This is a genomic window from Paraburkholderia sp. SOS3 (genome assembly GCF_001922345.1).
Classification (GTDB): domain Bacteria; phylum Pseudomonadota; class Gammaproteobacteria; order Burkholderiales; family Burkholderiaceae; genus Paraburkholderia.
This window is the reverse complement of sequence record NZ_CP018811.1, coordinates 3,254,678-3,275,529: the sequence shown is the minus strand read 5'-3', so window position 1 is coordinate 3,275,529 and position 20,852 is coordinate 3,254,678. Positions and strand designations below refer to the sequence as shown.

Sequence of the window (20,852 nt, the reverse complement as noted above, 5' to 3'; positions counted from 1 at the left end):
GGCGGGACGAACTCGCCGATACCCCGATGAGTCGACTAGCTGGACGTATTCGAATTTTTGCACGCGCGCTGCCGCGGCTCCTTGCGAAGCCGCTGCGCCGCAAGCCGTTGCATCCGCAACGGATTTTGATCGCACATCATCTGTTGCTCGGTGATACGCTGCTGCTGGCGCCGCTGCTCGCGAAGCTGCGCGCGCAGTATCGCGACGCGCAGATCGCGCTCGCGTGCCCGAAGGCAATCGCGCCACTCTATGCGGGCCGGCCGTTCGGCGTGACCGCGTTGCCATTCGATCCGCGCGATCTCGCGAGCGTGCTCGGCGTGCTGCGTTCGGGCCCGTACGACCTCGGCATCGTAGCCGGAGACAACCGGCATAGCTGGCTCGCGCTTGCCGCCGGGTGCCGGTGGATCGTCGCGCATGCGCATGACGTGCCCGCGTGGAAAAACTGGCCCGTCGACGAAGCTGTGCCCTATCCGGAGGTACCGGCCGCATGGGCGGACCTGACGGCCGACCTCGTGCCCGGCGACGAACCGCGCGCCTATCATCCTGCCGATTGGCCGGCGCCGTCCCATGTCGAGCTTCCCGATGCAGATCAGCTCGCGCGGCCTTACGTCGTACTGCATCCGGGCGCGAGCACCGCGGTCAAGCGCTGGCCCGACGCGCGCTGGCTCGAGGTCGCGCGGTTCGTCGAAGCGCGCGGCTATATGCCGGTATGGAGCGGCGGCCCCGGCGAAGTCGCATTGATCCGCGCGATCGATCCCGACCCGCGTCATCCGGATCTTGCCGGCAGGCTCGGGCTCGGCGAATTGTGGCATCTGTTTGCCGGCGCGAAAGCGATCGTCTGCCCCGACACCGGCGTCGCGCACCTGGGACGCCTCGTCGGCGTGCCGACCATCGCGCTCTTCGGTCCCGGCAATGCGTCGATTCACGGCGCGGGCCGATACTGGCGCAATGTGCCGTTTGTCGCGGTCACGATCGCCGACATGCCGTGCCGCGACGAGCCTGTTATTTTCCGTCGCAGGGTCGAGTGGGTGAGGCGCTGCGACCGCAATGCGACGACCTGTGTCGCGTGGCGCGGCGACCACGCGGAGTGCATGGGCCGGCTGTCCGTCGCCGCGGTGTGCGATGCGCTGCAAAACGTTCTGGTGAAGGTGCAATGAGCCTGATCGCAGCGCGCCTCGAGCGCGCACTCTGGGTCGCGTGCCCGGTGCTTCTGTTCGTTCTGATGTTCGCGCACATGACGGCGATCGTGTATATCGCGCTGGCCGTGCTGGCGATCGGCACGCTTGCCGCCGCATGGTCCGCGTTCCGCACCGGTGGCGCGCGCGGTTTGAAATGGCCGCTCGCACTGCCGATCGCCGCATGGGCGGCGTGGACGCTTGCGTCGATCGGCTGGTCGTTTGCGCCGTCGGTGAGCCTGCACGCGTGGTTCGACGAAGTGTTCTATCCGCTCGTCGCATTCTGGGCGTTCTGGGTGCTCGGCAAAAAGAGCGCGCACCCCGAGCGGTTCGTGTGCATCGCCTGGCTCGCCTGTGCGGTGCTCGTGCTGACGAGCGTCGTCTACTGGGGCCGTTTACAGCCGCCGACAGCCGACACCTTTCTGTTGCACTACTACGCGCGCGTCGGCCACACGAGCACGCTCGCGATCTTCGCGCTCACGCTGTTCGCCGGCACGCTGCTGACGCGGCCGCGCTGGCGGGCGGTGGGGGCGCTCGGCATCGTGCTGTGCCTGTTCATCGGTCTTGCGACCTTGAACCGCTTCTTCTGGCCCGCGGTTGCGGTGACGCTCGTGATCGCGTTCTATCCGCTCTATCGCCGGCATCTGGTGCTGGCCGCCGTGTCGATCGCGATCGTCGCGGTCGCGGGGCTCGGCACGCTCGAACTCAGTTCGCGTCTGCGAATCGGCGAGGCGATCGTGCAGGCGCCTCGCGGCGCGCTCACGGTCGACGGCCACGCGCTCTATCTGCCGCGCGCGCTATCGGGCATCGACGATACGATGGCCGGCGACACGCGCCCGCGCCTGTGGGCGTTTTATTCGTCGGCGGCAAAGTCGCACGAGTGGCTCGGCATCGGTTTCGGCAAGCCGCTGCCAGGTCTCGCGTATCACAGCGTGATGCCGGCAGCGCTGCTGAAGCTCGAGCCCGTTGCGCTCACGCATGCGCACAACCTGTTTCTCAATACGTGGCTGCAAACCGGACTGATCGGGCTTGCGTTGCAGATCGTGCTGTTCGCGGCGCTGATTGCGCGTTTCTGGCAGTTGCGGCGCGTGAACTTGTGGATAGCGATGGCGGGCGTCGCGCTTGTCGTCGGCATGATTACCAAGAACATAACCGACGATTTCATGTGGCAAACGACCATGCTTGCATTCTGGTCGTTCGCGGGCCTGATGCTTGGCTGCGGCGAGCGGCAGCGCGGCGAGCGCGGGCAGATGCCGCAGGCATCGCGCTATACCGGCTGACGGGTCGCCGGCGCGATCGCACAGGTTGCCGGATACCGAGGCCCGTGCTGATATTTTCGACCGGCTTTGCAAATGAAACGGCACGCGAGGCGTGGGGGTGCGCACGGGCTATACGGCTATACGCTCGCGCGCACATCAATCTGACGCGCCGCTTCACGCGCCGCTTCACGCGCCGCTTGTCACGAGCGACAAGACCGAAAGATCCGGATGCGTGCCGTCGATAATGCTGCGGCCGACGTTAAGCGCTTCGGCGTATGCGTCTTGCGCCGTGGCGAACGCGTCGTCGCCATCCGCATGAAACGGCACCGTGTGGCCGGGCAGCGCGACCGTAGCGCCCGGGTGGCAAACGTAGCCGATGTACGTGTAGCGCGCAGGCTCGCGTGCATCGGCCGACGCAAAGCCCGCGCCGTTCGAGCGGTCGGTGCTGCGTTTGAGACGCGTCGAGACGTGGATCTCGAATCCTTCGTAGCCGACCGCTTCATGATCGACCGTTTGCGAGCTGACGTTATCGTCGGACATGGTGGCCTCGCTACAAACGCGATATTGCACAGCGGGTGCTGCCAGCGAGCTCCCTCAATGCCGATGCCGCATCCGTTCCCACAGATGGCGGCGATCGAAGCGCCCTTCGGTGCGCTCGGCCGTTTTGCCGCGATGGGAATGGCGTCTGAACTGGTGAGCCAGAAGAATCGCCGCGAAAGCGATGAACGCCACTGCTATCACGACGCTTACCATCGATTCAGCCATGGCAGCCTCCGTTCGATCCCGATCAATACAAAGTCTAGGTGACGCGGGCGATCCCCGTGGCGGGCGGGTGGCAGCGCGGATCTTCCCAAAATGTAACGGCTTGTAACGTCTACACGGTGCTTGACGAAAATGCGCGGTGCGCGTTGCGGCAATGCCTCGTCTAGCGTTTCGGCCGGCGCTCGTCCGCGAGCAGCGCCTCGAGGCCGAATAGCCATGCGATACCAAGGGTGAGCAGTCCGACCGGAGTCGGTTCCGGCTCGGCCTCGGAGCCACGGGCGGGCGCCGGAGCCGGCCCGGCGAACGACCCGAAGCATTGCCCGAAACCCGGTGCTTCGGCGGTGGACTCTTCGATGATTTCGATGCGATCGGCATGCATGGCGGTGGTCCGGCGTGCTGTGAGGTAAGCGGATTCAGCAAACGCTGTGCCACCTGGCCAAGCGCCCCGTCTGACAAGGGTTACGCGGTAACCGCGAGTTCGTCCTATGCCACCTGGTCGAGGCGAAGTCCGCTTTCACCGTAGCTACAATCGAAGCTTGCAATTCGCCAATTATGGTAGCTACAATAATGCCAATGCACGTGACTTACGACTCGCTGAAGAACGAGAGCAATCTCGCCAAACATGGCGTTGATTTGTCGTCTGCCTCGTATCTCGACGGGTCTGAAGTGATGGCTTGTGTCGATACGTGCCGCGATTACCGCGAAGTTCGGGAAATCGGCTACGGCGTCATTGGCGAGCGTCTGTTCTGTGTCGTCTTCACGCAGCGAGACGACACGATGCATATCATCAGTCTGCGCAAGGCGAACCAGCGAGAGGTCAGAAATTATGTCGAGCAAATCGAAGATCGTCATGCCGACTTCGGATGAAGACGAGGCAATCAATCGCGCAATCGCGGCGGACCCCGACACCTTCGAAGTGTCCGCCGAGGCATTCAGGCAGATGAAGCCGCTCGGCTCGCGCGGCCGGCCGCGGCTCGAGTCGCCGAAAGTGCTCGTCTCGATCCGCTATGACGCGGATATCATCGAACGCTTCCGGGCGACCGGAGAGGGCTGGCAAACGCGCATGAACGACGCGTTGCGCGATTGGCTGCGTGAGCATCAGCCGTTGTGAGTCAATCGTGAAGCCTGATGCCAGGCGGAGTGAGAAGTAGTGCAGGAAGCGATGCAGGAAGCGATGCAAAAAGCGATGCAAAAAGCGATGCAAAAAGCGATGCAAAAAGCGATGCAAAAAGCGATCTCCCGCCCTACATCAGCACAATGTCGTACTGTTCCTGGCTCAGATTCGATTCAACCTGCAGCGACACCGGCTTGCCGATAAAGTCGATCAGCATCGCGAGGTGCTGCGATTCCTCTTCGAGAAACAGGTCGATCACCTGCTGCGATGCGACCACGCGAAACTCGCGCGGATTGAATTGACGCGACTCGCGCAGAATCTCGCGCAGCACGTCGTAGCAAACGGTGCGCGCGGTCTTGACTTGCCCTTTACCCTGGCATACGGGGCAGGGCTCGCACAGCACGTGCGCGAGCGATTCGCGCGTGCGCTTGCGCGTCATTTCCACCAATCCCAGCTGCGAGAAGCCGTTCACGGTCACGCGCGTGCGATCGCGCGCGAGCGCCTTCTTCAGTTCGGACAGCACCTGGTCGCGATGTTCGACGTTCTCCATATCGATGAAATCGATGATGATCACGCCGCCCAGATTGCGCAGCCGCAGTTGCCGCGCGATCGTGTGCGCGGCTTCGAGGTTCGTCTTGAAGATCGTATCGTCGAAGTTGCGTGCACCGACGTAGCCGCCGGTATTGACGTCGATCGTCGTCATCGCCTCGGTCTGGTCGATCACAAGATAGCCGCCCGATTTCAGATCGACGCGCCGCGATAACGCGCGCTGAATTTCGGTTTCGATGTTGTACAGATCGAAAAGCGGCCGCTCGCCGGAATAGTGATGCAGCTTCGCGAGCACCGCGGGCGTAAATTCTGTCGCGAATTCGGAAAGCATCTGAAACGTCTCGCGCGAGTCGACCTGAATGCGCGACGTATCGTCGTTGACGAAATCGCGCAGTACGCGCTGCGCGAGATTCAGATCCTGATACAGCAGGCTCGTCGCCGGCAAGCGCTGCGATTGCGACTGGATCGTCGCCCACGTTTTGCGCAAGTAAGCCACGTCGGCGGCGAGTTCTTCGCTTGTCGCATCTTCGGCGATCGTGCGCACGATATAGCCGCCTTTTTCATCGACCGGCAGCACCGACGTGAGCCGCGCGCGGATCGCTTCACGCTCGGCTTCGCTCTCGATCTTCTGCGAAATGCCGATATGCGGTTCCTGCGGCAAATAAACGAGCGTGCGCCCGGCGATACTGACTTGCGTAGACAGCCGCGCGCCCTTCGTGCCGATCGGATCCTTGACCACTTGCACCATCAGCGTCTGACCTTCGAAAACGATCTTTTCGATCGGCTGATGCGGCACGTTCTGCGGCATCTCGCCCGGAGCACGCCCCGCGATGCGCGGATGCCAGATGTCGGCCACATGAAGAAACGCGGCGCGCTCGAGACCGATATCGATGAACGCGGATTGCATGCCCGGCAGCACGCGCACGACCTTGCCGAGATACACATTGCCGACCCGCCCGCGCGACAGCGTGCGTTCGACGTGAAGCTCCTGTACGGCACCTTGCTGGACCAACGCGACACGCGTCTCCTGCGGCGTGACGTTGATCAGGATCTCTTCGTTCATGGTGTTGTTCTAGAAGTCGATGCGCGCCGCGCGCAGTAGCGCAGCGGTCTCATAAAGCGGCAAACCCATGATACCCGAATAGGACCCGTCGATATGTTCGATGAACTCGGCGGCGCGCCCCTGCACGCCGTACGCGCCGGCCTTGCCGAGCGGTTCGCCGCTTGCCGCATAGCGCGTGAGCGCAGCGTGCGTCACCGGCGCGAAACGCACGCGCGAGGTCGAGAGTACGGCGGGCAACTGCGCGCCGGCCGCATCGACGACGGCTACCGCGGTCAGCACTTCATGGGCGCGGCCAGCAAGGCGCGTGAGCATCCGGACCGCATCGCCGGCGTCGCGCGGCTTGCCAAGGATCGCATCGTCGATCGTGACCGTTGTGTCCGCAACGAGAATCGGCGCGCTGGCGTGGCCGCTCGCTTCGAGGCGCTTGCGCGCGGCGCGCGCTTTCTCCACGCAAACGCGCATCACGTAATCGTGGGCGCGTTCGCCGGGCAGTTCGGCTTCGAGCGCTTCGGCGTCTTCGTCCGGGCGCGGCAGCAGAAGTTCGAAACGCACGCCGAGTTGCTGCAGCAATTCCTGTCTGCGCGGGCTTTGCGAAGCGAGATAAACGAACGGATAGAGACCGTTGGGCGACGTTGACATGAATCAATCCTGGCAAATGGGTTCAGGCGAGCGCAAGCGGACTCGAGCGTGGTAAAGCGTGTTCAAGCGGCTTCAGATGTGGCAACCTGGCGCGTTGCCCACCCGCCTCGCACGTTCACGCGCGATGGTACGGATGATTTTGCGTGATCGTCCACGCACGATAAAGCTGTTCGGCGAGCAGCACGCGCACCATCGCATGCGGCAGCGTGAGGCTCGACAGCCGTAGCAGCAGGTCCGCGCGCGCCTTGAGGGCGGGATCGAGTCCGTCCGCGCCGCCGATCAGAAACGCGACGTCGCGGCCGTCCTGCTGCCAGCCGGGCAGGGCGCCGGCAAGCTGCATCGTGGTCCAGTCCTTGCCGCGTTCGTCGAGTGCGACGATGCGGGCGTTTTTCGGCAGCGCCGCTTCGATGCGCTGCCGCTCGGCGGCCATCGCGCTGTCGGCGGGACGTCCGGACGAGCGTTGCTCCGGTTTGAGTTCGCGCAGTTCGATGCGCAGTTCGGGCGGCATGCGCTTCGCGTATTCGTCGAAGCCGCTGGCGATCCAGTCGGGCATCTTGTGGCCGACGGCCAGGATATGCAATTTCATTGGAAACGGGCGTGGCGCCGCGCGTCACCGGCGCGCGCGAGCCATGCGATGCGCCTAGCGGCGGCGCGCCGGCGCGCGGCGCGCCGGGGCCGGGCGCGCGACGGCCTCGGCTTCTTCGTCTTCATCGTCGGCGACGCGCGCACCGCCGAACGGGCTCGAGTTGGCCAGCTTCACGCGCACGGGCTTGTCGCCCCAGATTTCCTCGAGGTTGTAGTACTGGCGCAGTGCCGGCTGCAGAATATGAACGACCGCATCGCCGCAGTCGACGAGCACCCATTCGCCGATGTCCTCGCCTTCTGTGCTGACGATCTCGCCGCCGGCCTCCTTCACCTTCTCGCGCACGCTGGACGCGAGCGCTTTCGTCTGCCGGTTCGACGTGCCGCTCGCGATGATCACGCGGTCGAACAGCTCGGTCAGGTGGCTGGTGTTGAATACCTTGATGTCTTGTGCCTTGACGTCCTCGAGCGCGTCGACGATCGTGCGTTGCAGCTTGCGTATATCCATTTTTACGATTGGTAAAGGTGATGTTGAACAATATAGTCCCACACCGGGGCGGGCACCTCGCTTTGCGGGCCGGTGTCGGTGTGGTCTGCCGCGTCGCGGGCCGTGCCGTGGCCGCTCGCGCGATGGGCCGCCGTGCTTGCGGCGTCGTTCGCTAACCGTTCGCGTTCGTCGAGCTGTTGCCTCAACTGCGCGCGGATATCGGTTGCCGAAATGTCGGACGCAAGTGTCGTATCGATCAGCAGGCGGCCTGCCGGGGTTGCGCGCAGCACCTCGGCACTGGCCGAACGCGCGGCGATCGTCGCGGCGACGGCTGGCGACGCCGCCGACCGGTCGAAGCCCGGCCGCGTCGCCGCGCAGATGTGTGCGTAGTCGAACAGGCGTTGCCAGTCGTGCCATGTATCGAGGCGCACGAGCTGATCCGCGCCGATCAGCAGCGACAGCGACGCGTCCGCGCCTTCCCGTTCGCGCCAGCGCCGCAACGTGTCGACCGTATAGGTCGGGCCATCGTGCTCGATCTCGTCGGTCGCGACCGTGACCGACACGCCCGGCAGGTTCAGCGCGCCGGCGGCGGCGCGCGTCATCGCGAGCCGATGCGGCGCGCCGGACACGCCGGCTTTCTGCCACGGCTGTCCCGCGGGCAGCAGGATCAGGTCGGTCAGTTGCAGCACGTCGGAAAAGCGGCGGGCGAGCGCGAGATGACCGTTGTGGATCGGGTCGAACGTGCCGCCGAGTACGCCGACGCGGCGCGCAAGCGGCTTGCCCGCCGTGGCTGAGCTATGCGGCTGTGGCGCCGTCGCGGACGGCGCGCCTGTCTCGTTCAGACCCATTCGCGCGGTACGAGGAAGTCGGTGTAGAGGCGCGCTTCCGGCGTACCGGGTTCCGGTTGCCAGTCGTAGCGCCAGTTCGCGGCCGGCGGCATCGACATCAGGATCGATTCGGTGCGCCCGCCGCTTTGCAGCCCGAACAGTGTGCCACGGTCGAACACGAGATTGAATTCGACGTAGCGCCCGCGCCGGTACGCCTGAAACTCGCGTTGCGCCTCGCCGTAGGTCTGGTTGCGGCGCTTTTCGACGATCGGCAGATAGGCGTCGAGAAACGCGTCGCCGACGCTTTTCGTCATCGCGAACGACTGTTCGAAGCCTGGCTCCGAATAGTCGTCGAAGAAAATGCCGCCGATGCCGCGCGCTTCGTTGCGATGCTTGAGGAAGAAGTAGTCGTCGCACCAGCGCTTGAAGCGCGGGTACAGGTCCGCGCCGAACGGCTGCAGCGCGTCGCGGCACGTGCGGTGAAAATGCTGTGCGTCTTCTTCGTAGCCGTAAAAGGGCGTGAGATCCATGCCGCCGCCGAACCAGAACACCGGCGCCTCGCCTTCCTTCGTCGCGACGAGCATGCGCACGTTCATATGCACGGTCGGGCAGTACGGATTGTGCGGGTGCAGCACGAGCGAAACGCCTGCCGCTTCGAAGCCGCGGCCTGCCAGTTGCGGGCGCAGTGCGCTGGCCGAAGCGGGCAGCGCGTCGCCGGCGACGTCGGAAAAGCCAATGCCCGCGCGCTCGAAAAAGCGCCCACCTTCGAGAATGCGCGTGCAGCCTCCGCCGCGCAGCTTGCCGCCGGGGGCGCGCTGCCAGGTGTCGGTCGCGAACGCAACGCCGTCGAATGCGCCGAGCGTATCGGCAATGCGGGTTTGCAGACCCTGCAGCCAGTTGCGCACGGCCGCCGCGTCGAAAGTCGAATCTGTCATCGGTCTGTGGGGGCCGCGCGGGATGCCGATTCGCGCAGCGGATTGTTCGTCAAAAGGAAAACCGGGCACTCGCCCGATAAAACCGGCCCGCGTCGGCAGGCAACGCGCCGTATTCTGTCATGCGTATGCCGACGATAAACGGTAAATGCCGGTTTTGCAGGAGCCGCGGCGCTCAACGGCGCGTCGGCGCGCCTGTCGAAATCCGTTCGTCGCACGAATGAGCGAAGTTTAGCGCCGGCGGGGCGGTCGGGCACTCGGGGAGCGGCGAAGCGGCCTCGGGGCAGGCGATCGGACCGACCACCGATGTCCTGCGGTGTTCTACGTTGCCTGCTAATGCTTGCGATTGACCGCGCGATAACCGATGTCGCGCCGGTACTGCATCCCGTCGAACGAAATCTGGTTGATCGTCTCGTACGCGACCGACTGCGCGCTGCGTACCGAGTCGGCGAGCCCGACGACGCACAATACACGTCCGCCCGAGGTCGAGAGCTTGCCGTTCGCGAGCGTCGTGCCCGCGTGGAACGTCACCGCATCGGCCGTTTCGGCCGGTATGCCGTTGATCCGGTCGCCCTTGCGCGGCGTGTCCGGATAGTTGTGCGCGGCGAGTACGACGCCAAGCGCCGTGCGCCGGTCCCATTCGAGCTCGACGGTGTCGAGCGTGCCGGCAATGGCCTGCTCGACGACCTTCGAAAAATCGCCCTTGAGGCGCGCCATGATCGGCTGGGTCTCCGGGTCGCCCATCCGGCAGTTGAATTCGAGCGTCCGCGGATTGCCCTGCGCATCGATCATCAGGCCCGCATACAGGAAGCCGGTAAAGCGGATGCCTTCCTTTTCCATGCCGCGCACGGTCGGCAGAATGATTTCGCGCATCACGCGCGCATGCAGTTGCGGCGTGACGATCGGCGCGGGCGAGTAGGCGCCCATGCCGCCCGTGTTCGGGCCTGCGTCGCCGTCCAGCAGACGCTTGTGGTCCTGACTCGAGGCAAGCGGCAGCACGTGCTTGCCGTCGACCATCACGATAAAGCTCGCTTCTTCGCCGGCGAGGAATTCCTCGATGACGACGCGTGCGCCGGCGTCGCCGAGCTTATTGTCCGACAGCATCATGTCGACGGCCGCGTGCGCCTCGTCGAGCGTCTGGGCGACCACGACGCCCTTGCCCGCGGCCAGCCCGTCGGCCTTGATCACGATCGGCGCGCCTTTCGCGTCGATATACGCGTGCGCGGCAGCCGTGTCGGAGAACGTTTCGTATTCAGCGGTCGGAATCGCGTGGCGCTTCATGAATGCCTTCGCGAAATCCTTCGAGCTTTCGAGCTGCGCGGCCTCGCGCGACGGTCCGAATATCTTGAGCCCGCGCGAACGGAACAGGTTGACGATGCCGGCCGCGAGCGGCTGTTCCGGCCCGACTAACGTGAAGGCGATCTGTTCCTTCTCCGCGAAGTCGGCGAGCGCGTTCAGATCGACGATGTCGATGTTGCGCAGACGCTCATCCTGCGCAGTGCCGCCATTGCCCGGCGCGACATAGACGAGCTGGACCCGCGGCGATTGCGCGAGCTTCCACGCGAGCGCATGTTCGCGACCGCCGGATCCGACGACGAGTAACTTCATGAGATTCCCCGAATGCTATCAACCATGAACGGCTGGCCAGGCTGCTGGTGCGTGCTGCTGGAGCGGGCTGCTGGTGCGCCGCCGGCCGTGAATACCTGCAAGATTCGCATAACTCGCATCGAACGCCTGTGACGAAGCCAACACAAATCGCGAAACCGATGCCGGACCGCCGCCTGGTATGGAACGGCGGTGCGGCGTCAACGCGTCACTCTTCGACGATCGCTGCGTTCGTGTACACCTCTTGCACGTCGTCGAGATTTTCGAGCGCATCGAGGAGCTTCTGCATTTTCACCGCGTCGTCGCCGGTGAACTCGACTTCCGTCTGCGGCTTCATCGTGACTTCGGCGAGTTCGGCCTTGAAGCCTGCCGCTTCGAGCGCGGCCTTGACCTTCGGGAAGTCGTTTGGCGGACACAGCACTTCGATACTGCCGTCTTCGTTCGTCACGACGTCGTCGGCGCCCGCTTCGAGCGCTGCTTCCATCAGCTTGTCTTCGGCTGTACCGGGCGCGAACAGGAACTGGCCGACGTGATCGAACATGAACGACACCGAGCCGTCCGTGCCCATATTGCCGCCGAACTTCGAAAACGCGTGCCGTACTTCGGCGACCGTGCGCGTGCGGTTGTCGGTCATCGTATCGACGATGATCGCCGCGCCGCCGATGCCGTAGCCTTCGTAGCGGATTTCCTCGTAGTTCGCGCCGTCGACGCCGCCGGTGCCGCGCTGGATCGCGCGGTTGATGTTGTCCTTCGGCATGTTCGCGTCGTACGCCTTGTCGACCGCGAGCCGCAGACGCGGGTTCGAGTCGATCTCTCCGCCGCCCATGCGCGCGGCAACCTGAATTTCCTTGATGAGCCGCGTCCAGACCTTGCCCTTCTTGGCATCGGCCGCTGCTTTCTTATGCTTGATGTTGGCCCATTTCGAATGACCCGCCATACTTTTCTCCAGCGCGCGCGCCAGCGGGGCGCACGCATGTGCAATGTGTCGTCGCGTGATTGTGTGCAATGTGGGCGCGTTTCGCGAGACGCGCCTCGGTCCAAGCCTGGCTGCGCGGACCCTTGATGGACCTGTTTCGCCGGATGTCCGCTCAGTGTCGCCCGGTGTCCGCCCCGGTGCCCGGCGTGCCGTACGCTGCCTGCGTGAGAGCGCGATGTGCGGGGCGGCGATGTGCGGGGCAGTGCAGGCAAGGCGAGCCGCTCGATGAGCGGATAGCGATTTTATCATGGCGCCGATGCGCGGCGGATGCGTGGCGCGTATGCGGCATTGCGAGAGAACCGCCGGAACGCGCCCCGCGCCGGCCGAGCGGGCGCGACGCCCACGCAGGCGCCCGAGGCCACCCGGTTCGGGCAGGTGGGCTCAGGCGCTAGTTCTTCGTGCCGAACAGCCGGTCGCCGGCATCGCCGAGGCCCGGGATGATGTAAGCGTGCTCGTCCAGATGCGAATCGAGCGACGCGACAAAGAGCTTCACGTCCGGATGCGCGTCGTGGAAGACCTTGACCCCTTCGGGCGCCGCGACGAGCGCAAGAAATGAAATGTTCTCGCCGGCCACGCCGCGGCGCTTGAGCACATCGACCGCATGAACGGCCGAGTAGCCGGTTGCGACCATCGGGTCGCACAGAATAAAGATGCGGTCTTCGAGATCGGGCAGCCGCACGAGGTACTCGACCGGCCGATGGTCGACGTCGCGATAGACGCCGATATGGCCGACCCGCGCCGACGGAATCAGCTCCATGAGCCCGTCGGACATGCCCACGCCCGCGCGCAGCACGGGGACGATCGCGAGCTTTTTGCCGGCGATGACCGGCGCATCGACCTCGACGAGCGGCGTGGTGACGCGGCGCGTGGTCATGGGCAGGTTGCGCGTGATCTCGTAGCCCATCAGCAAGGTGATTTCGCGCAGCAACTCGCGGAATGTGCGCGTCGACGTATCGCGGTCGCGCATATGGGTGAGTTTGTGCTGGATCAGCGGGTGGTCGAGGATAAACAGATTGGGAAAACGGCTGTCCTGTGTCATGGCGCGGCGCGAGGCGAAGGGATGGGAGACGGACCGTCGGACCGGTGCGCCACTCCTGCAAGTTTACCGAAAGTATTGGCGGAAGAAACACGAGATTTCCAGGATGGCCATTTGGCGAACCCATTTGGCGAACCGTTCAATGCGATTGACCGAATAAGTCAGCGTCGGCAGCGTCGCGTCGATTCTTCTAGAATCGGGGGCATTTGCGGGCGCTTGCCGTCGGGGCGTCCGGTGCGCACAACGGGCAACGCCCATCGACGACAGAGACGCGACGGGCAAACGCTCAGGCAACGCGACAGGCAAACACGACAGGCAAACGCCACAGCGGCATTCAACGAGGAGGCATCTTATGGATCTTGGAATAGCAGGGCGCACCGCGCTGGTTTGCGCGGCGAGCAAGGGGCTTGGCCGCGGTTGCGCCGAGGCGCTGGCAGCCGAAGGCGTGCATATCGTGATCCTCGCGCGCACCGCTGATACGCTCGAGAACACGGCCGAAGAAATTCGCGCGACCGTTGCCGCGAAAAGCGGTGCAACCGTCAAGACCATCGCGTGCGACATCACGACGCCCGAGGGCCGCGCGGCCGCGCTCGCCGCGTGTCCGCAGCCCGATATTCTCGTGACCAACGCAGGCGGTCCGCCGCCTGGCGACTTTCGCAGCTTCACGCACGACGACTGGATCAGCGCGCTCGAAGCGAACATGCTCACGCCGATCGAGCTGATTCGCGCCACGATCGACGGCATGATCTCGCGCGGTTTCGGGCGCGTCGTCAACATCACGAGTTCGTCGGTGAAGGCGCCGATCGATACGCTGGGTCTTTCCAATGGCGCGCGTTCGGGCCTGACCGGGTTCGTAGCCGGCGTCGCGCGCAAGGTCGCGCCGCACGGCGTGACGATCAACAACCTGCTGCCCGGCGCCTTCGATACCGATCGCATCGCGGCGACGATGGCTGCGCAGATGAAGGCGCAAAACATCACGATGGAAGAAGCGCGCACGCGGCGCGTGGCCGGCATTCCGGCGCGCCGTTTCGGCACATCGGACGAATTCGGCCGTACCTGCGCATTCTTGTGCAGCGTGCACGCGGGCTATATCACGGGGCAAAATCTGCTGATCGACGGCGGCGCTTATCCGGGCACTTACTGAACGGGCAACCTCCGGAACGGGCAGCCTCCGGCAGACCTGCAGCGCACGCAACGCACGCGCAACGACAACCACACTCGAGCAACGAAAAAATCAGGGGGAATCGATAGATGACAGCACGCATCGCGCTGATCGCGCACGACCATAAGAAAGACGACATCGTCAAACTCGCCGGCGAATATGTGGATACGCTGAAGCGCTGCGATCTGCTTGCGACCGGTACGACGGGGGCGCGCGTGACGGCGGCGCACGGACTCGAAATCGAACGGATGCTGTCCGGCCCGAACGGCGGCGACCTGCAGATCGGCGCGCAACTCGCCGAAGGCCGCGTCGACATGGTGATTTTTCTGCGCGACCCGATGACGCCGCAGCCGCACGAGCCCGATATCAACGCGCTCGTGCGCGCCTGCGACGTCCATAACGTACCGTGCGCGACGAATATCTCGACCGCACGGATGATTCTCGATGTACTGGCGCTGCGTATGACGCAGCACATCTGAACGAGCTGGACGAACTGGAGAACGGCAACGATGGTCAAGGCGATACGATTCGACAAGACGGGCGGTCCCGACGTGATGAAGTGGGTCGACGTCGAGGTGGGCGACCCCGGTGCGGGTGAAATCCGCATCAGGCAGCATGCGGTCGGCCTCAACTACATCGACGTGTACTTTCGCAACGGCCTGTATCCGTTGCCGCTGCCCGGCGGGCTCGGGATGGAAGCTGCCGGCGAAGTCGTCGCGCTCGGCGAAGGCGTCACGCAGTTCAAGGAGGGCGACCGCGTCGCGTACGCGGAGCGACCGCCGGGCGCGTATGCGCAGGAGCGCGTGATGCCGGCCGCGAAGGTCGTGAAGATTCCCGATGCGATCGGCTATGACGAAGCGGCGTCGGTCATGCTGCAAGGTCTGACCGCGCAATACCTGCTGCGCCGCACGTATCGCGTGAAGGCCGGCGATACGATCCTGATCCAGGCGGCCGCGGGCGGCGTCGGCCTGCTGGTCTGCCAGTGGGCGAAGGCGCTCGGCGTGACCGTGATCGGCACGGTCGGCTCGGATGAAAAAGCGGAACTCGCGAAGGCGCACGGCTGCGATTACCCGATCGTCTACACGCGCGAAAATTTCACGAAGCGCGTGCGCGAGCTGACGAACGGCGCGGGCGTGCCGGTCGTCTACGACTCGATCGGCAAGGACACGTTTATCGCGTCGCTCGACTGTCTCGCGCCGCTTGGCATGTTCGTCTCGTTCGGCAGTTCGTCGGGCCCGTTGCCGCCGATCGATTCACAGGAACTCGCAAGCCGCGGCTCGCTGTTTTTCACGCGGCCGACGCTGTTTTCCTATATCGGCAAGCGCAGCGACCTCGAAGCGATGTCGGCCGAACTGTTCGACGTGCTCGTATCGGGCAAGGTGAAAACGAGCGTCAACCAGCGCTACGCGCTCGCCGATGTCGCCAAGGCGCATGAAGACCTCGAAGCGCGTCGCACGACGGGCTCGACGATCCTCGTGCCCTGATCGAAGAAACCGGATCAACGCGCGTAGCGCCGTGTTAAAGGTTCCTTAGCGGATCCTTACTTCCTACCGAGCGTACGCGTTGCCGCTGCGCCTCGCACAGCCTTGTGCCGCGGGCCTCCGGGGCTTTCGCTGCGCTCGTCGCGTCACTTTCAAAGCCGTTCCATGTCACTGTGGAACGGCTTTTTGTTTACGCCATTTTTATATCGCTCCAACGATCTTTGACCAGGCCTTTATCCGAATCGGCATAACGTTCCGCATCCATAGCCAACAATGGGGAACATGAGATGGATGTGCTGTATGTCGGGGGCCTCGTGGTCATCACGGTGCTCACCTTCGGGCTCGTCGCCGGCTGCTCGAAGCTGATGCAATTCCGGCGGGGACAGGGAGCGCGCTCATGAACTGGATCCTCTGGCTATCGGGCGCCGCGACGGCGTTCCTCTTCGTTTATCTGGTTTATGCGCTGCTGCGCGCGGAGGACATTGAATGAACGCCAACAATGTCTTGCAGGTGACGGTCTATATCGTCGTCCTGCTCGCGCTATCGGTGCCGGTCGCGGGCTACATCACGCGCGTCATGGACGGCTCGTCGCGTGTCGTGCGCTGGTTCGGCCCGCTCGAAAAGCTGTTGTATCGCATCGCGGGCGTCGATGCGTCGGCCGAGATGGGCTGGAAGCAATACACGATCGTGACGCTCGCCTTCAACGTGCTCGGCCTCGCGGTCCTGTATCTGATCCTGCGCGTGCAAGGCTTCTTGCCGGGCAATCCGCAGGCGCTTGGCGCGATGACGCCCGACGGCGCATTCGATACCGCGATCAGCTTCGTCACGAACACGAACTGGCAGGACTACTCGGGCGAGCAGACGGTCAGCTATCTGACGCAGATGCTTGGCTTCACCGTGCAGAACTTCCTGTCGGCGGCCACCGGCATCGTCGTCGTGATCGCGCTGATCCGCGGCTTCGCGCGTCATTCGGCCAAAACCATCGGCAACTTCTGGGTCGATATCACGCGCGTGACGCTGTACGTGCTGATCCCGATGTCGGTCGTCGTTGCCGTGGTCCTCATGAGCCAGGGCGTGATCCAGAACTTCAAGGCCTACGAAGATGTGCCTACGCTGCAGACCACCACGTATCCGGCGCCGAAGGTCGACGCGCAAGGCAACCCGGTGAAGGACGCGAAGGGCAATCCGGTGATGGTCGATACGCCGGTCGCGAAGCAGACGATCGCGATGGGCCCGGTCGCCTCGCAGGAAGCGATCAAGATGCTCGGCACGAACGGCGGCGGTTTCTTCAACGCGAACTCCGCGCATCCGTTCGAGAACCCGACACCGTTCGCGAACTTCGTCCAGATGATCTCGATGCTGCTGATTCCGGCGGCGCTGTGTCTCGTGTTCGGCCGGATGGTCGCCGATAAGCGCCAGGGCGTCGCGCTGCTCGCCTTCATGACGATCGCGTTCGCCGTATGCGTGGCCGTCGAGATCGGTTCCGAGCAGGTCGGCAATCCGGCGTTCACCGCGTTGCACGTCGATCAGACCGCGAGCGCGCTGCAGTCCGGCGGCAACATGGAAGGCAAGGAAACGCGCTTCGGCATCGCGCAGTCGGGCATCTTCTCGGTCGCGACCACGGCGGCTTCGTGCGGCGCGGTCAATAACGCGCACGACTCGCTCACGCCGCTGGGCGGCCTCGTACCGATGCTGTTGATCCAGCTCGGCGAAGTGGTGTTCGGCGGCGTCGGTTCCGGTCTCTATGGTGCGCTCGCGTTCGCGCTGCTGGCGGTGTTCGTCGCAGGCCTGATGATCGGCCGCACGCCCGAATACGTCGGCAAGAAGATCGAAGCGTACGAAATGAAGATGGTGTCGATCGTGATCCTGCTGACGCCGTTGCTCGTGCTGGTCGGCGCGTCGGTCGGCGTGCTCACGGATGCGGGCAAGGCCGGCATCCTGAACCCGGGCCCGCACGGCTTCTCGGAGATCCTCTACGCGTTCAGCTCGGCCGCGAACAACAACGGCAGTGCCTTCGGCGGCCTGACGGTGAGCACGCCGTTCTACAACGTGGCGCTCGGTATCTGCATGTGGTTCGGCCGCTTCGGCTCGCTGATCGCGGTGCTCGCGATCGCCGGCTCGCTCGCGGAAAAGAAGCGCCTTGGCGTCACGGGCGGCACGCTGCCGACGCACGGCTCGCTCTTCGTCGCGCTGCTGCTCGGCACTGTGCTGCTGGTCGGCGCGCTGACCTACGTACCGGCGCTCGCGCTCGGTCCGGGCGTCGAGCAGCTGATGATGGTTCTCGGCCATTGATGGCGGGGCTTGCAGACAGAATTATTCGAGGAAGAAATGACTGAACATTCCGCAACCCGGTCCATGTTCGACCCGGCGCTGATCCGCCCGGCGATCGTGGACTCCTTCAAGAAACTGACGCCGCGCACGCAGTTCCGCAATCCGGTCATGTTCTGCGTGTACGTCGGCAGCATCCTGACCACGATCCTGTGGATCGCTGCGCTCGCGGGCGAGGCCGAGGCGCCGGCCGGCTTCATTCTCGCCGTCGCGCTGTGGCTGTGGTTCACGGTGCTCTTCGCGAACTTCGCGGAGGCGCTCGCCGAAGGCCGTTCGAAGGCTCAGGCGGCGTCGCTGCGCAGCGCGAAGAAAGACGTGATGGCCAAGAAGCTCAACGAGCCGCATCCGAAGGCGCCGATCCGCATCACGACGGCAACCGATCTGCGCAAGGGCGACGTCGTGCTCGTCGAAACGGGCGACACGATTCCAGCCGACGGCGAAGTGATCGAGGGCGTCGCGTCGGTCGACGAATCGGCGATCACCGGCGAATCCGCACCGGTGATCCGCGAATCGGGCGGCGACTTCTCGTCGGTGACGGGCGGCACGCGCGTGCTGTCCGACTGGATCGTCGTGCGCGTCACGGCGAATCCGGGCGAAGCGTTCCTCGACCGCATGATCGCGATGGTCGAAGGCGCGAAGCGTCAGAAAACGCCGAACGAAATCGCGCTGACCATTCTGCTCGTCGCGTTGAGCATCGTGCTGCTGCTTGCCACGGCCACGCTGCTGCCGTTCTCGATGTTCGCGGTCGAAGCGGTCAAGGCCGGCCACGTCGTGACGATCACCGTGCTCGTCGCGCTGCTCGTCTGCCTGATTCCGACGACGATCGGCGGTTTGCTGTCCGCGATCGGCGTGGCCGGCATGAGCCGCATGATGCAGGCGAACGTGATCGCCACCTCCGGCCGCGCGGTCGAAGCGGCCGGCGACGTCGACGTGCTGCTGCTCGACAAGACCGGCACGATCACGCTCGGCAACCGCCAGGCGTCGGCTTTCGTGCCGGCGCCCGGTGTCGCCGAAGACGCGTTCGCCGATGCCGCGCAGCTCGCATCGCTCGCCGACGAAACGCCGGAAGGCCGCAGCATCGTCGTGCTCGCGAAGCAACGCTTCAATATCCGCCAGCGCGATATGGCGGCACTGCATCCGACTTTCATCGCATTCAGTGCGCAAACGCGCATGAGCGGCGTCGACCTCGCGGACCGCGAAATCCGCAAGGGCGCTTCCGATGCGGTCAAGGCTTATGTCGAAGCGCGCGGCGGCCGTTTCCCGGCCGAAGTGAACCACGTCGTCACCGAAGTCGCGCGGCGCGGCAGCACGCCGCTCGTGGTGGCCGAGAAGGGCGCGCATGGGGCGCGCGTGCTCGGCGTGATCGAGCTCAAGGACGTCGTGAAGGGCGGCATCAAGGAGCGTTTCGCCGAATTGCGCAAGATGGGCATCAAGACCGTGATGGTGACCGGCGACAACCGGCTGACCGCCGCGGCGATCGCGGCCGAAGCGGGCGTCGACGACTTCCTCGCGGAAGCGACGCCGGAAGCGAAGCTCGCGACGATCCGCGCGCACCAGGCCGAAGGCCGCCTCGTCGCGATGACCGGCGACGGCACCAACGACGCACCGGCGCTCGCGCAGGCCGACGTCGCGGTCGCGATGAACACCGGGACGCAGGCGGCGAAGGAAGCGGGCAACATGGTCGATCTCGATTCGAATCCGACGAAGCTCATCGAGATCGTCGAGATCGGCAAGCAGATGCTGATGACGCGCGGTTCGCTGACCACGTTCTCGATCGCCAACGACGTCGCGAAGTACTTCGCGATCATTCCGGCGGCATTCGCGTCGACGTATCCGCAACTGCGTGTGCTCGACGTCATGCATCTGACCACGCCGGCGTCGGCCATTCTGTCGGCGGTGATTTTCAACGCGATCATCATCGTGATGCTGATTCCGCTCGCGCTGAAAGGCGTCAGGTACCGGCCGATCGGCGCCGCCTCGCTGTTGCGCCGCAATCTGCTCGTGTACGGCCTCGGCGGCATCATCCTGCCGTTCCCGTGCATCAAGCTGATCGACATGGTGATTGCCGCATGCGGCTGGGCCTGATGCGCCCGATGTTCAATTGAGGAAACCATCATGAAATCCATGTTTCGTCCACTGATCGTGCTGTTCGTCGTGCTCGCTGCGATCACCGGTCTCGCGTATCCCGCCGTGATGACCGGCATCGGTCAGGCTGTCTTCAACCACGAGGCGAACGGCAGCCTGATCGGGCAGAACGGCAAGGTGGTCGGCTCCGCGCTGATCGGCCAGCAGTTCGATGCGCCGAAGTATTTCTGGGGGCGCCTGTCGGCCACGAGCCCGAACCCGTACAACGCGAGCGGTTCGAGCGCGTCGAACCTCGGTCCGCTGAATTCGTCGCTGACCGATAACGTGAAGGGCCGCCTCGATGCGTTGAAGGCCGCCGGCACCGATATGTCGCAGCCCGTGCCCGTCGATCTCGTGACGTCGTCGGGCAGCGGTCTCGACCCCGAGATCACGCCGGCCGCGGCCGCGTACCAGGTCGCGCGGGTCGCCAAAGCGCGCAATCTGCAGCCGTCCGACGTACAGGCGCTCGTCGAGCGGTACACGTCGGGCCGCCAGTTCGGCATCTTCGGCGAGTCGCGCGTAAACGTGCTCGAGCTCAATCTCGCGCTCGACGCGATGCAGCACGGCTGACTCGCGCAACTGCCGGGAGGCCCGGGGCGGCGCTCATGCGGGCGCCGCCCCGATCGTCTTTGTGGCGCAGCGTGGTTCGCTCCGTCCTGGCGTATGCGTGGCGCCTGTTTGCTGCTTTGCACCCGGCGTGTCACCATGAGCGATTGACGTTTGCATGGTGGCGTCGACTGTCCGATTGACG

Annotated in this window: 24 protein-coding genes; 12 read left to right on the top strand and 12 right to left on the bottom strand. The window is 64.6% G+C overall.

What is annotated here, in order from left to right:
- Positions 1–26: 26 nt before the first annotated feature.
- Together BTO02_RS14640 and BTO02_RS14635 are read left to right on the top strand one after the other, a co-directional pair.
- Positions 27–1,157, top strand: coding sequence for a glycosyltransferase family 9 protein (locus tag BTO02_RS14640; protein WP_075157651.1), 1,131 nt, complete (start codon positions 27–29; stop codon positions 1,155–1,157).
- Positions 1,154–2,455, top strand: coding sequence for an O-antigen ligase family protein (locus BTO02_RS14635; protein WP_075157650.1), 1,302 nt, complete (start codon positions 1,154–1,156; stop codon positions 2,453–2,455). Before BTO02_RS14640 ends, BTO02_RS14635 begins: the two co-directional genes overlap by 4 nt.
- A gap of 165 nt (positions 2,456–2,620) precedes the next feature.
- Here BTO02_RS14635 and BTO02_RS14630 read toward each other — a convergent pair whose 3' ends face one another.
- From BTO02_RS14630 to BTO02_RS14625, 3 genes are all read right to left on the bottom strand, one after another.
- Positions 2,621–2,974, bottom strand: coding sequence for a hypothetical protein (locus BTO02_RS14630; RefSeq protein WP_075157649.1), 354 nt, complete (start codon positions 2,972–2,974; stop codon positions 2,621–2,623).
- A 54-nt stretch (positions 2,975–3,028) separates the two neighbouring features.
- Positions 3,029–3,199, bottom strand: a complete 171-nt coding sequence (locus tag BTO02_RS34325; RefSeq protein ID WP_156883832.1) for a hypothetical protein — start codon at positions 3,197–3,199, stop codon at positions 3,029–3,031.
- A 160-nt stretch (positions 3,200–3,359) separates the two neighbouring features.
- Positions 3,360–3,575: a hypothetical protein gene (locus tag BTO02_RS14625; RefSeq protein ID WP_075157648.1), complete on the bottom strand. Its 216-nt coding sequence runs from the start codon at positions 3,573–3,575 to the stop codon at positions 3,360–3,362.
- A gap of 173 nt (positions 3,576–3,748) precedes the next feature.
- Here BTO02_RS14625 and BTO02_RS14620 point away from each other — a divergent pair, with 173 nt between their 5' ends.
- Positions 3,749–4,063 (top strand): BrnT family toxin, encoded by a 315-nt coding sequence (locus tag BTO02_RS14620; RefSeq protein WP_332262249.1) that lies wholly within the window; start codon positions 3,749–3,751, stop codon positions 4,061–4,063.
- The gene (locus tag BTO02_RS14615; protein WP_075157646.1) at positions 4,023–4,307 is read left to right on the top strand and encodes a BrnA antitoxin family protein; all 285 of its coding nucleotides are present in this window, start codon (positions 4,023–4,025) and stop codon (positions 4,305–4,307) included. Before BTO02_RS14620 ends, BTO02_RS14615 begins: the two co-directional genes overlap by 41 nt.
- A 133-nt stretch (positions 4,308–4,440) precedes the next feature.
- Here the strand turns inward: BTO02_RS14615 and rng are convergent, their stop codons facing one another.
- The 9 genes from rng to upp all read right to left on the bottom strand — a co-directional run bounded on the left by rng (position 4,441) and on the right by upp (position 13,009).
- A complete protein-coding gene (gene rng, locus BTO02_RS14610) occupies positions 4,441–5,922 on the bottom strand; it encodes a ribonuclease G (protein WP_075157645.1) in 1,482 nt (493 codons plus the stop codon).
- A gap of 9 nt (positions 5,923–5,931) precedes the next feature.
- A complete protein-coding gene (locus BTO02_RS14605; protein ID WP_075157644.1) occupies positions 5,932–6,561 on the bottom strand; it encodes a Maf family protein in 630 nt (209 codons plus the stop codon).
- A gap of 115 nt (positions 6,562–6,676) precedes the next feature.
- Positions 6,677–7,147, bottom strand: a complete 471-nt coding sequence (rlmH, locus tag BTO02_RS14600) for a 23S rRNA (pseudouridine(1915)-N(3))-methyltransferase RlmH (protein ID WP_075157643.1) — start codon at positions 7,145–7,147, stop codon at positions 6,677–6,679.
- A gap of 54 nt (positions 7,148–7,201) precedes the next feature.
- Positions 7,202–7,651, bottom strand: a complete 450-nt coding sequence (gene rsfS, locus BTO02_RS14595; RefSeq protein WP_075157642.1) for a ribosome silencing factor — start codon at positions 7,649–7,651, stop codon at positions 7,202–7,204.
- Between the two features lie 2 nt (positions 7,652–7,653).
- Positions 7,654–8,478 carry a nicotinate-nucleotide adenylyltransferase gene (locus BTO02_RS14590; RefSeq protein WP_075157641.1) on the bottom strand — a complete coding sequence of 275 codons (825 nt, stop codon included), beginning with the start codon at positions 8,476–8,478 and terminating at the stop codon, positions 7,654–7,656.
- Positions 8,469–9,392: an oxygen-dependent coproporphyrinogen oxidase gene (hemF, locus tag BTO02_RS14585; protein WP_075157640.1), complete on the bottom strand. Its 924-nt coding sequence runs from the start codon at positions 9,390–9,392 to the stop codon at positions 8,469–8,471. The genes BTO02_RS14590 and hemF overlap by 10 nt, the downstream gene beginning before the upstream one ends.
- A gap of 330 nt (positions 9,393–9,722) precedes the next feature.
- Positions 9,723–10,997: a phosphoribosylamine--glycine ligase gene (gene purD, locus BTO02_RS14580; RefSeq protein ID WP_075157639.1), complete on the bottom strand. Its 1,275-nt coding sequence runs from the start codon at positions 10,995–10,997 to the stop codon at positions 9,723–9,725.
- 205 nt (positions 10,998–11,202) lie between these two features.
- A complete protein-coding gene (locus BTO02_RS14575; RefSeq protein ID WP_075157638.1) occupies positions 11,203–11,931 on the bottom strand; it encodes a YebC/PmpR family DNA-binding transcriptional regulator in 729 nt (242 codons plus the stop codon).
- Positions 11,932–12,358: 427 nt separating this feature from the next.
- Positions 12,359–13,009, bottom strand: coding sequence for a uracil phosphoribosyltransferase (upp, locus tag BTO02_RS14570; protein ID WP_075157637.1), 651 nt, complete (start codon positions 13,007–13,009; stop codon positions 12,359–12,361).
- Positions 13,010–13,358: 349 nt separating this feature from the next.
- On the opposite strand from upp, the gene BTO02_RS14565 reads away from it, so the two are divergent.
- The 8 genes from BTO02_RS14565 (at position 13,359) to kdpC (ending at position 20,671) form a co-directional block, all read left to right on the top strand.
- On the top strand, positions 13,359–14,150 hold the full coding sequence (locus BTO02_RS14565) for an SDR family oxidoreductase (RefSeq protein WP_075157636.1): 792 nt from the start codon (positions 13,359–13,361) through the stop codon (positions 14,148–14,150).
- 107 nt (positions 14,151–14,257) lie between these two features.
- Positions 14,258–14,647: a methylglyoxal synthase gene (locus tag BTO02_RS14560; protein WP_075157635.1), complete on the top strand. Its 390-nt coding sequence runs from the start codon at positions 14,258–14,260 to the stop codon at positions 14,645–14,647.
- 30 nt (positions 14,648–14,677) lie between these two features.
- A complete protein-coding gene (locus BTO02_RS14555; protein ID WP_075157634.1) occupies positions 14,678–15,652 on the top strand; it encodes a quinone oxidoreductase family protein in 975 nt (324 codons plus the stop codon).
- A gap of 284 nt (positions 15,653–15,936) precedes the next feature.
- Positions 15,937–16,050, top strand: coding sequence for a potassium ABC transporter ATPase (locus BTO02_RS35125; RefSeq protein WP_075157633.1), 114 nt, complete (start codon positions 15,937–15,939; stop codon positions 16,048–16,050).
- On the top strand, positions 16,047–16,139 hold the full coding sequence (gene kdpF, locus BTO02_RS14545; protein WP_075157632.1) for a K(+)-transporting ATPase subunit F: 93 nt from the start codon (positions 16,047–16,049) through the stop codon (positions 16,137–16,139). The genes BTO02_RS35125 and kdpF overlap by 4 nt, the downstream gene beginning before the upstream one ends.
- A complete protein-coding gene (gene kdpA / locus BTO02_RS14540; RefSeq protein WP_075157631.1) occupies positions 16,136–17,941 on the top strand; it encodes a potassium-transporting ATPase subunit KdpA in 1,806 nt (601 codons plus the stop codon). The genes kdpF and kdpA overlap by 4 nt, the downstream gene beginning before the upstream one ends.
- A 36-nt stretch (positions 17,942–17,977) precedes the next feature.
- Positions 17,978–20,062: a potassium-transporting ATPase subunit KdpB gene (gene kdpB, locus BTO02_RS14535; protein WP_075157630.1), complete on the top strand. Its 2,085-nt coding sequence runs from the start codon at positions 17,978–17,980 to the stop codon at positions 20,060–20,062.
- A gap of 30 nt (positions 20,063–20,092) precedes the next feature.
- On the top strand, positions 20,093–20,671 hold the full coding sequence (kdpC, locus tag BTO02_RS14530) for a potassium-transporting ATPase subunit KdpC (RefSeq protein ID WP_075157629.1): 579 nt from the start codon (positions 20,093–20,095) through the stop codon (positions 20,669–20,671).
- The last annotated feature ends 181 nt before the right edge of the window (positions 20,672–20,852 follow it).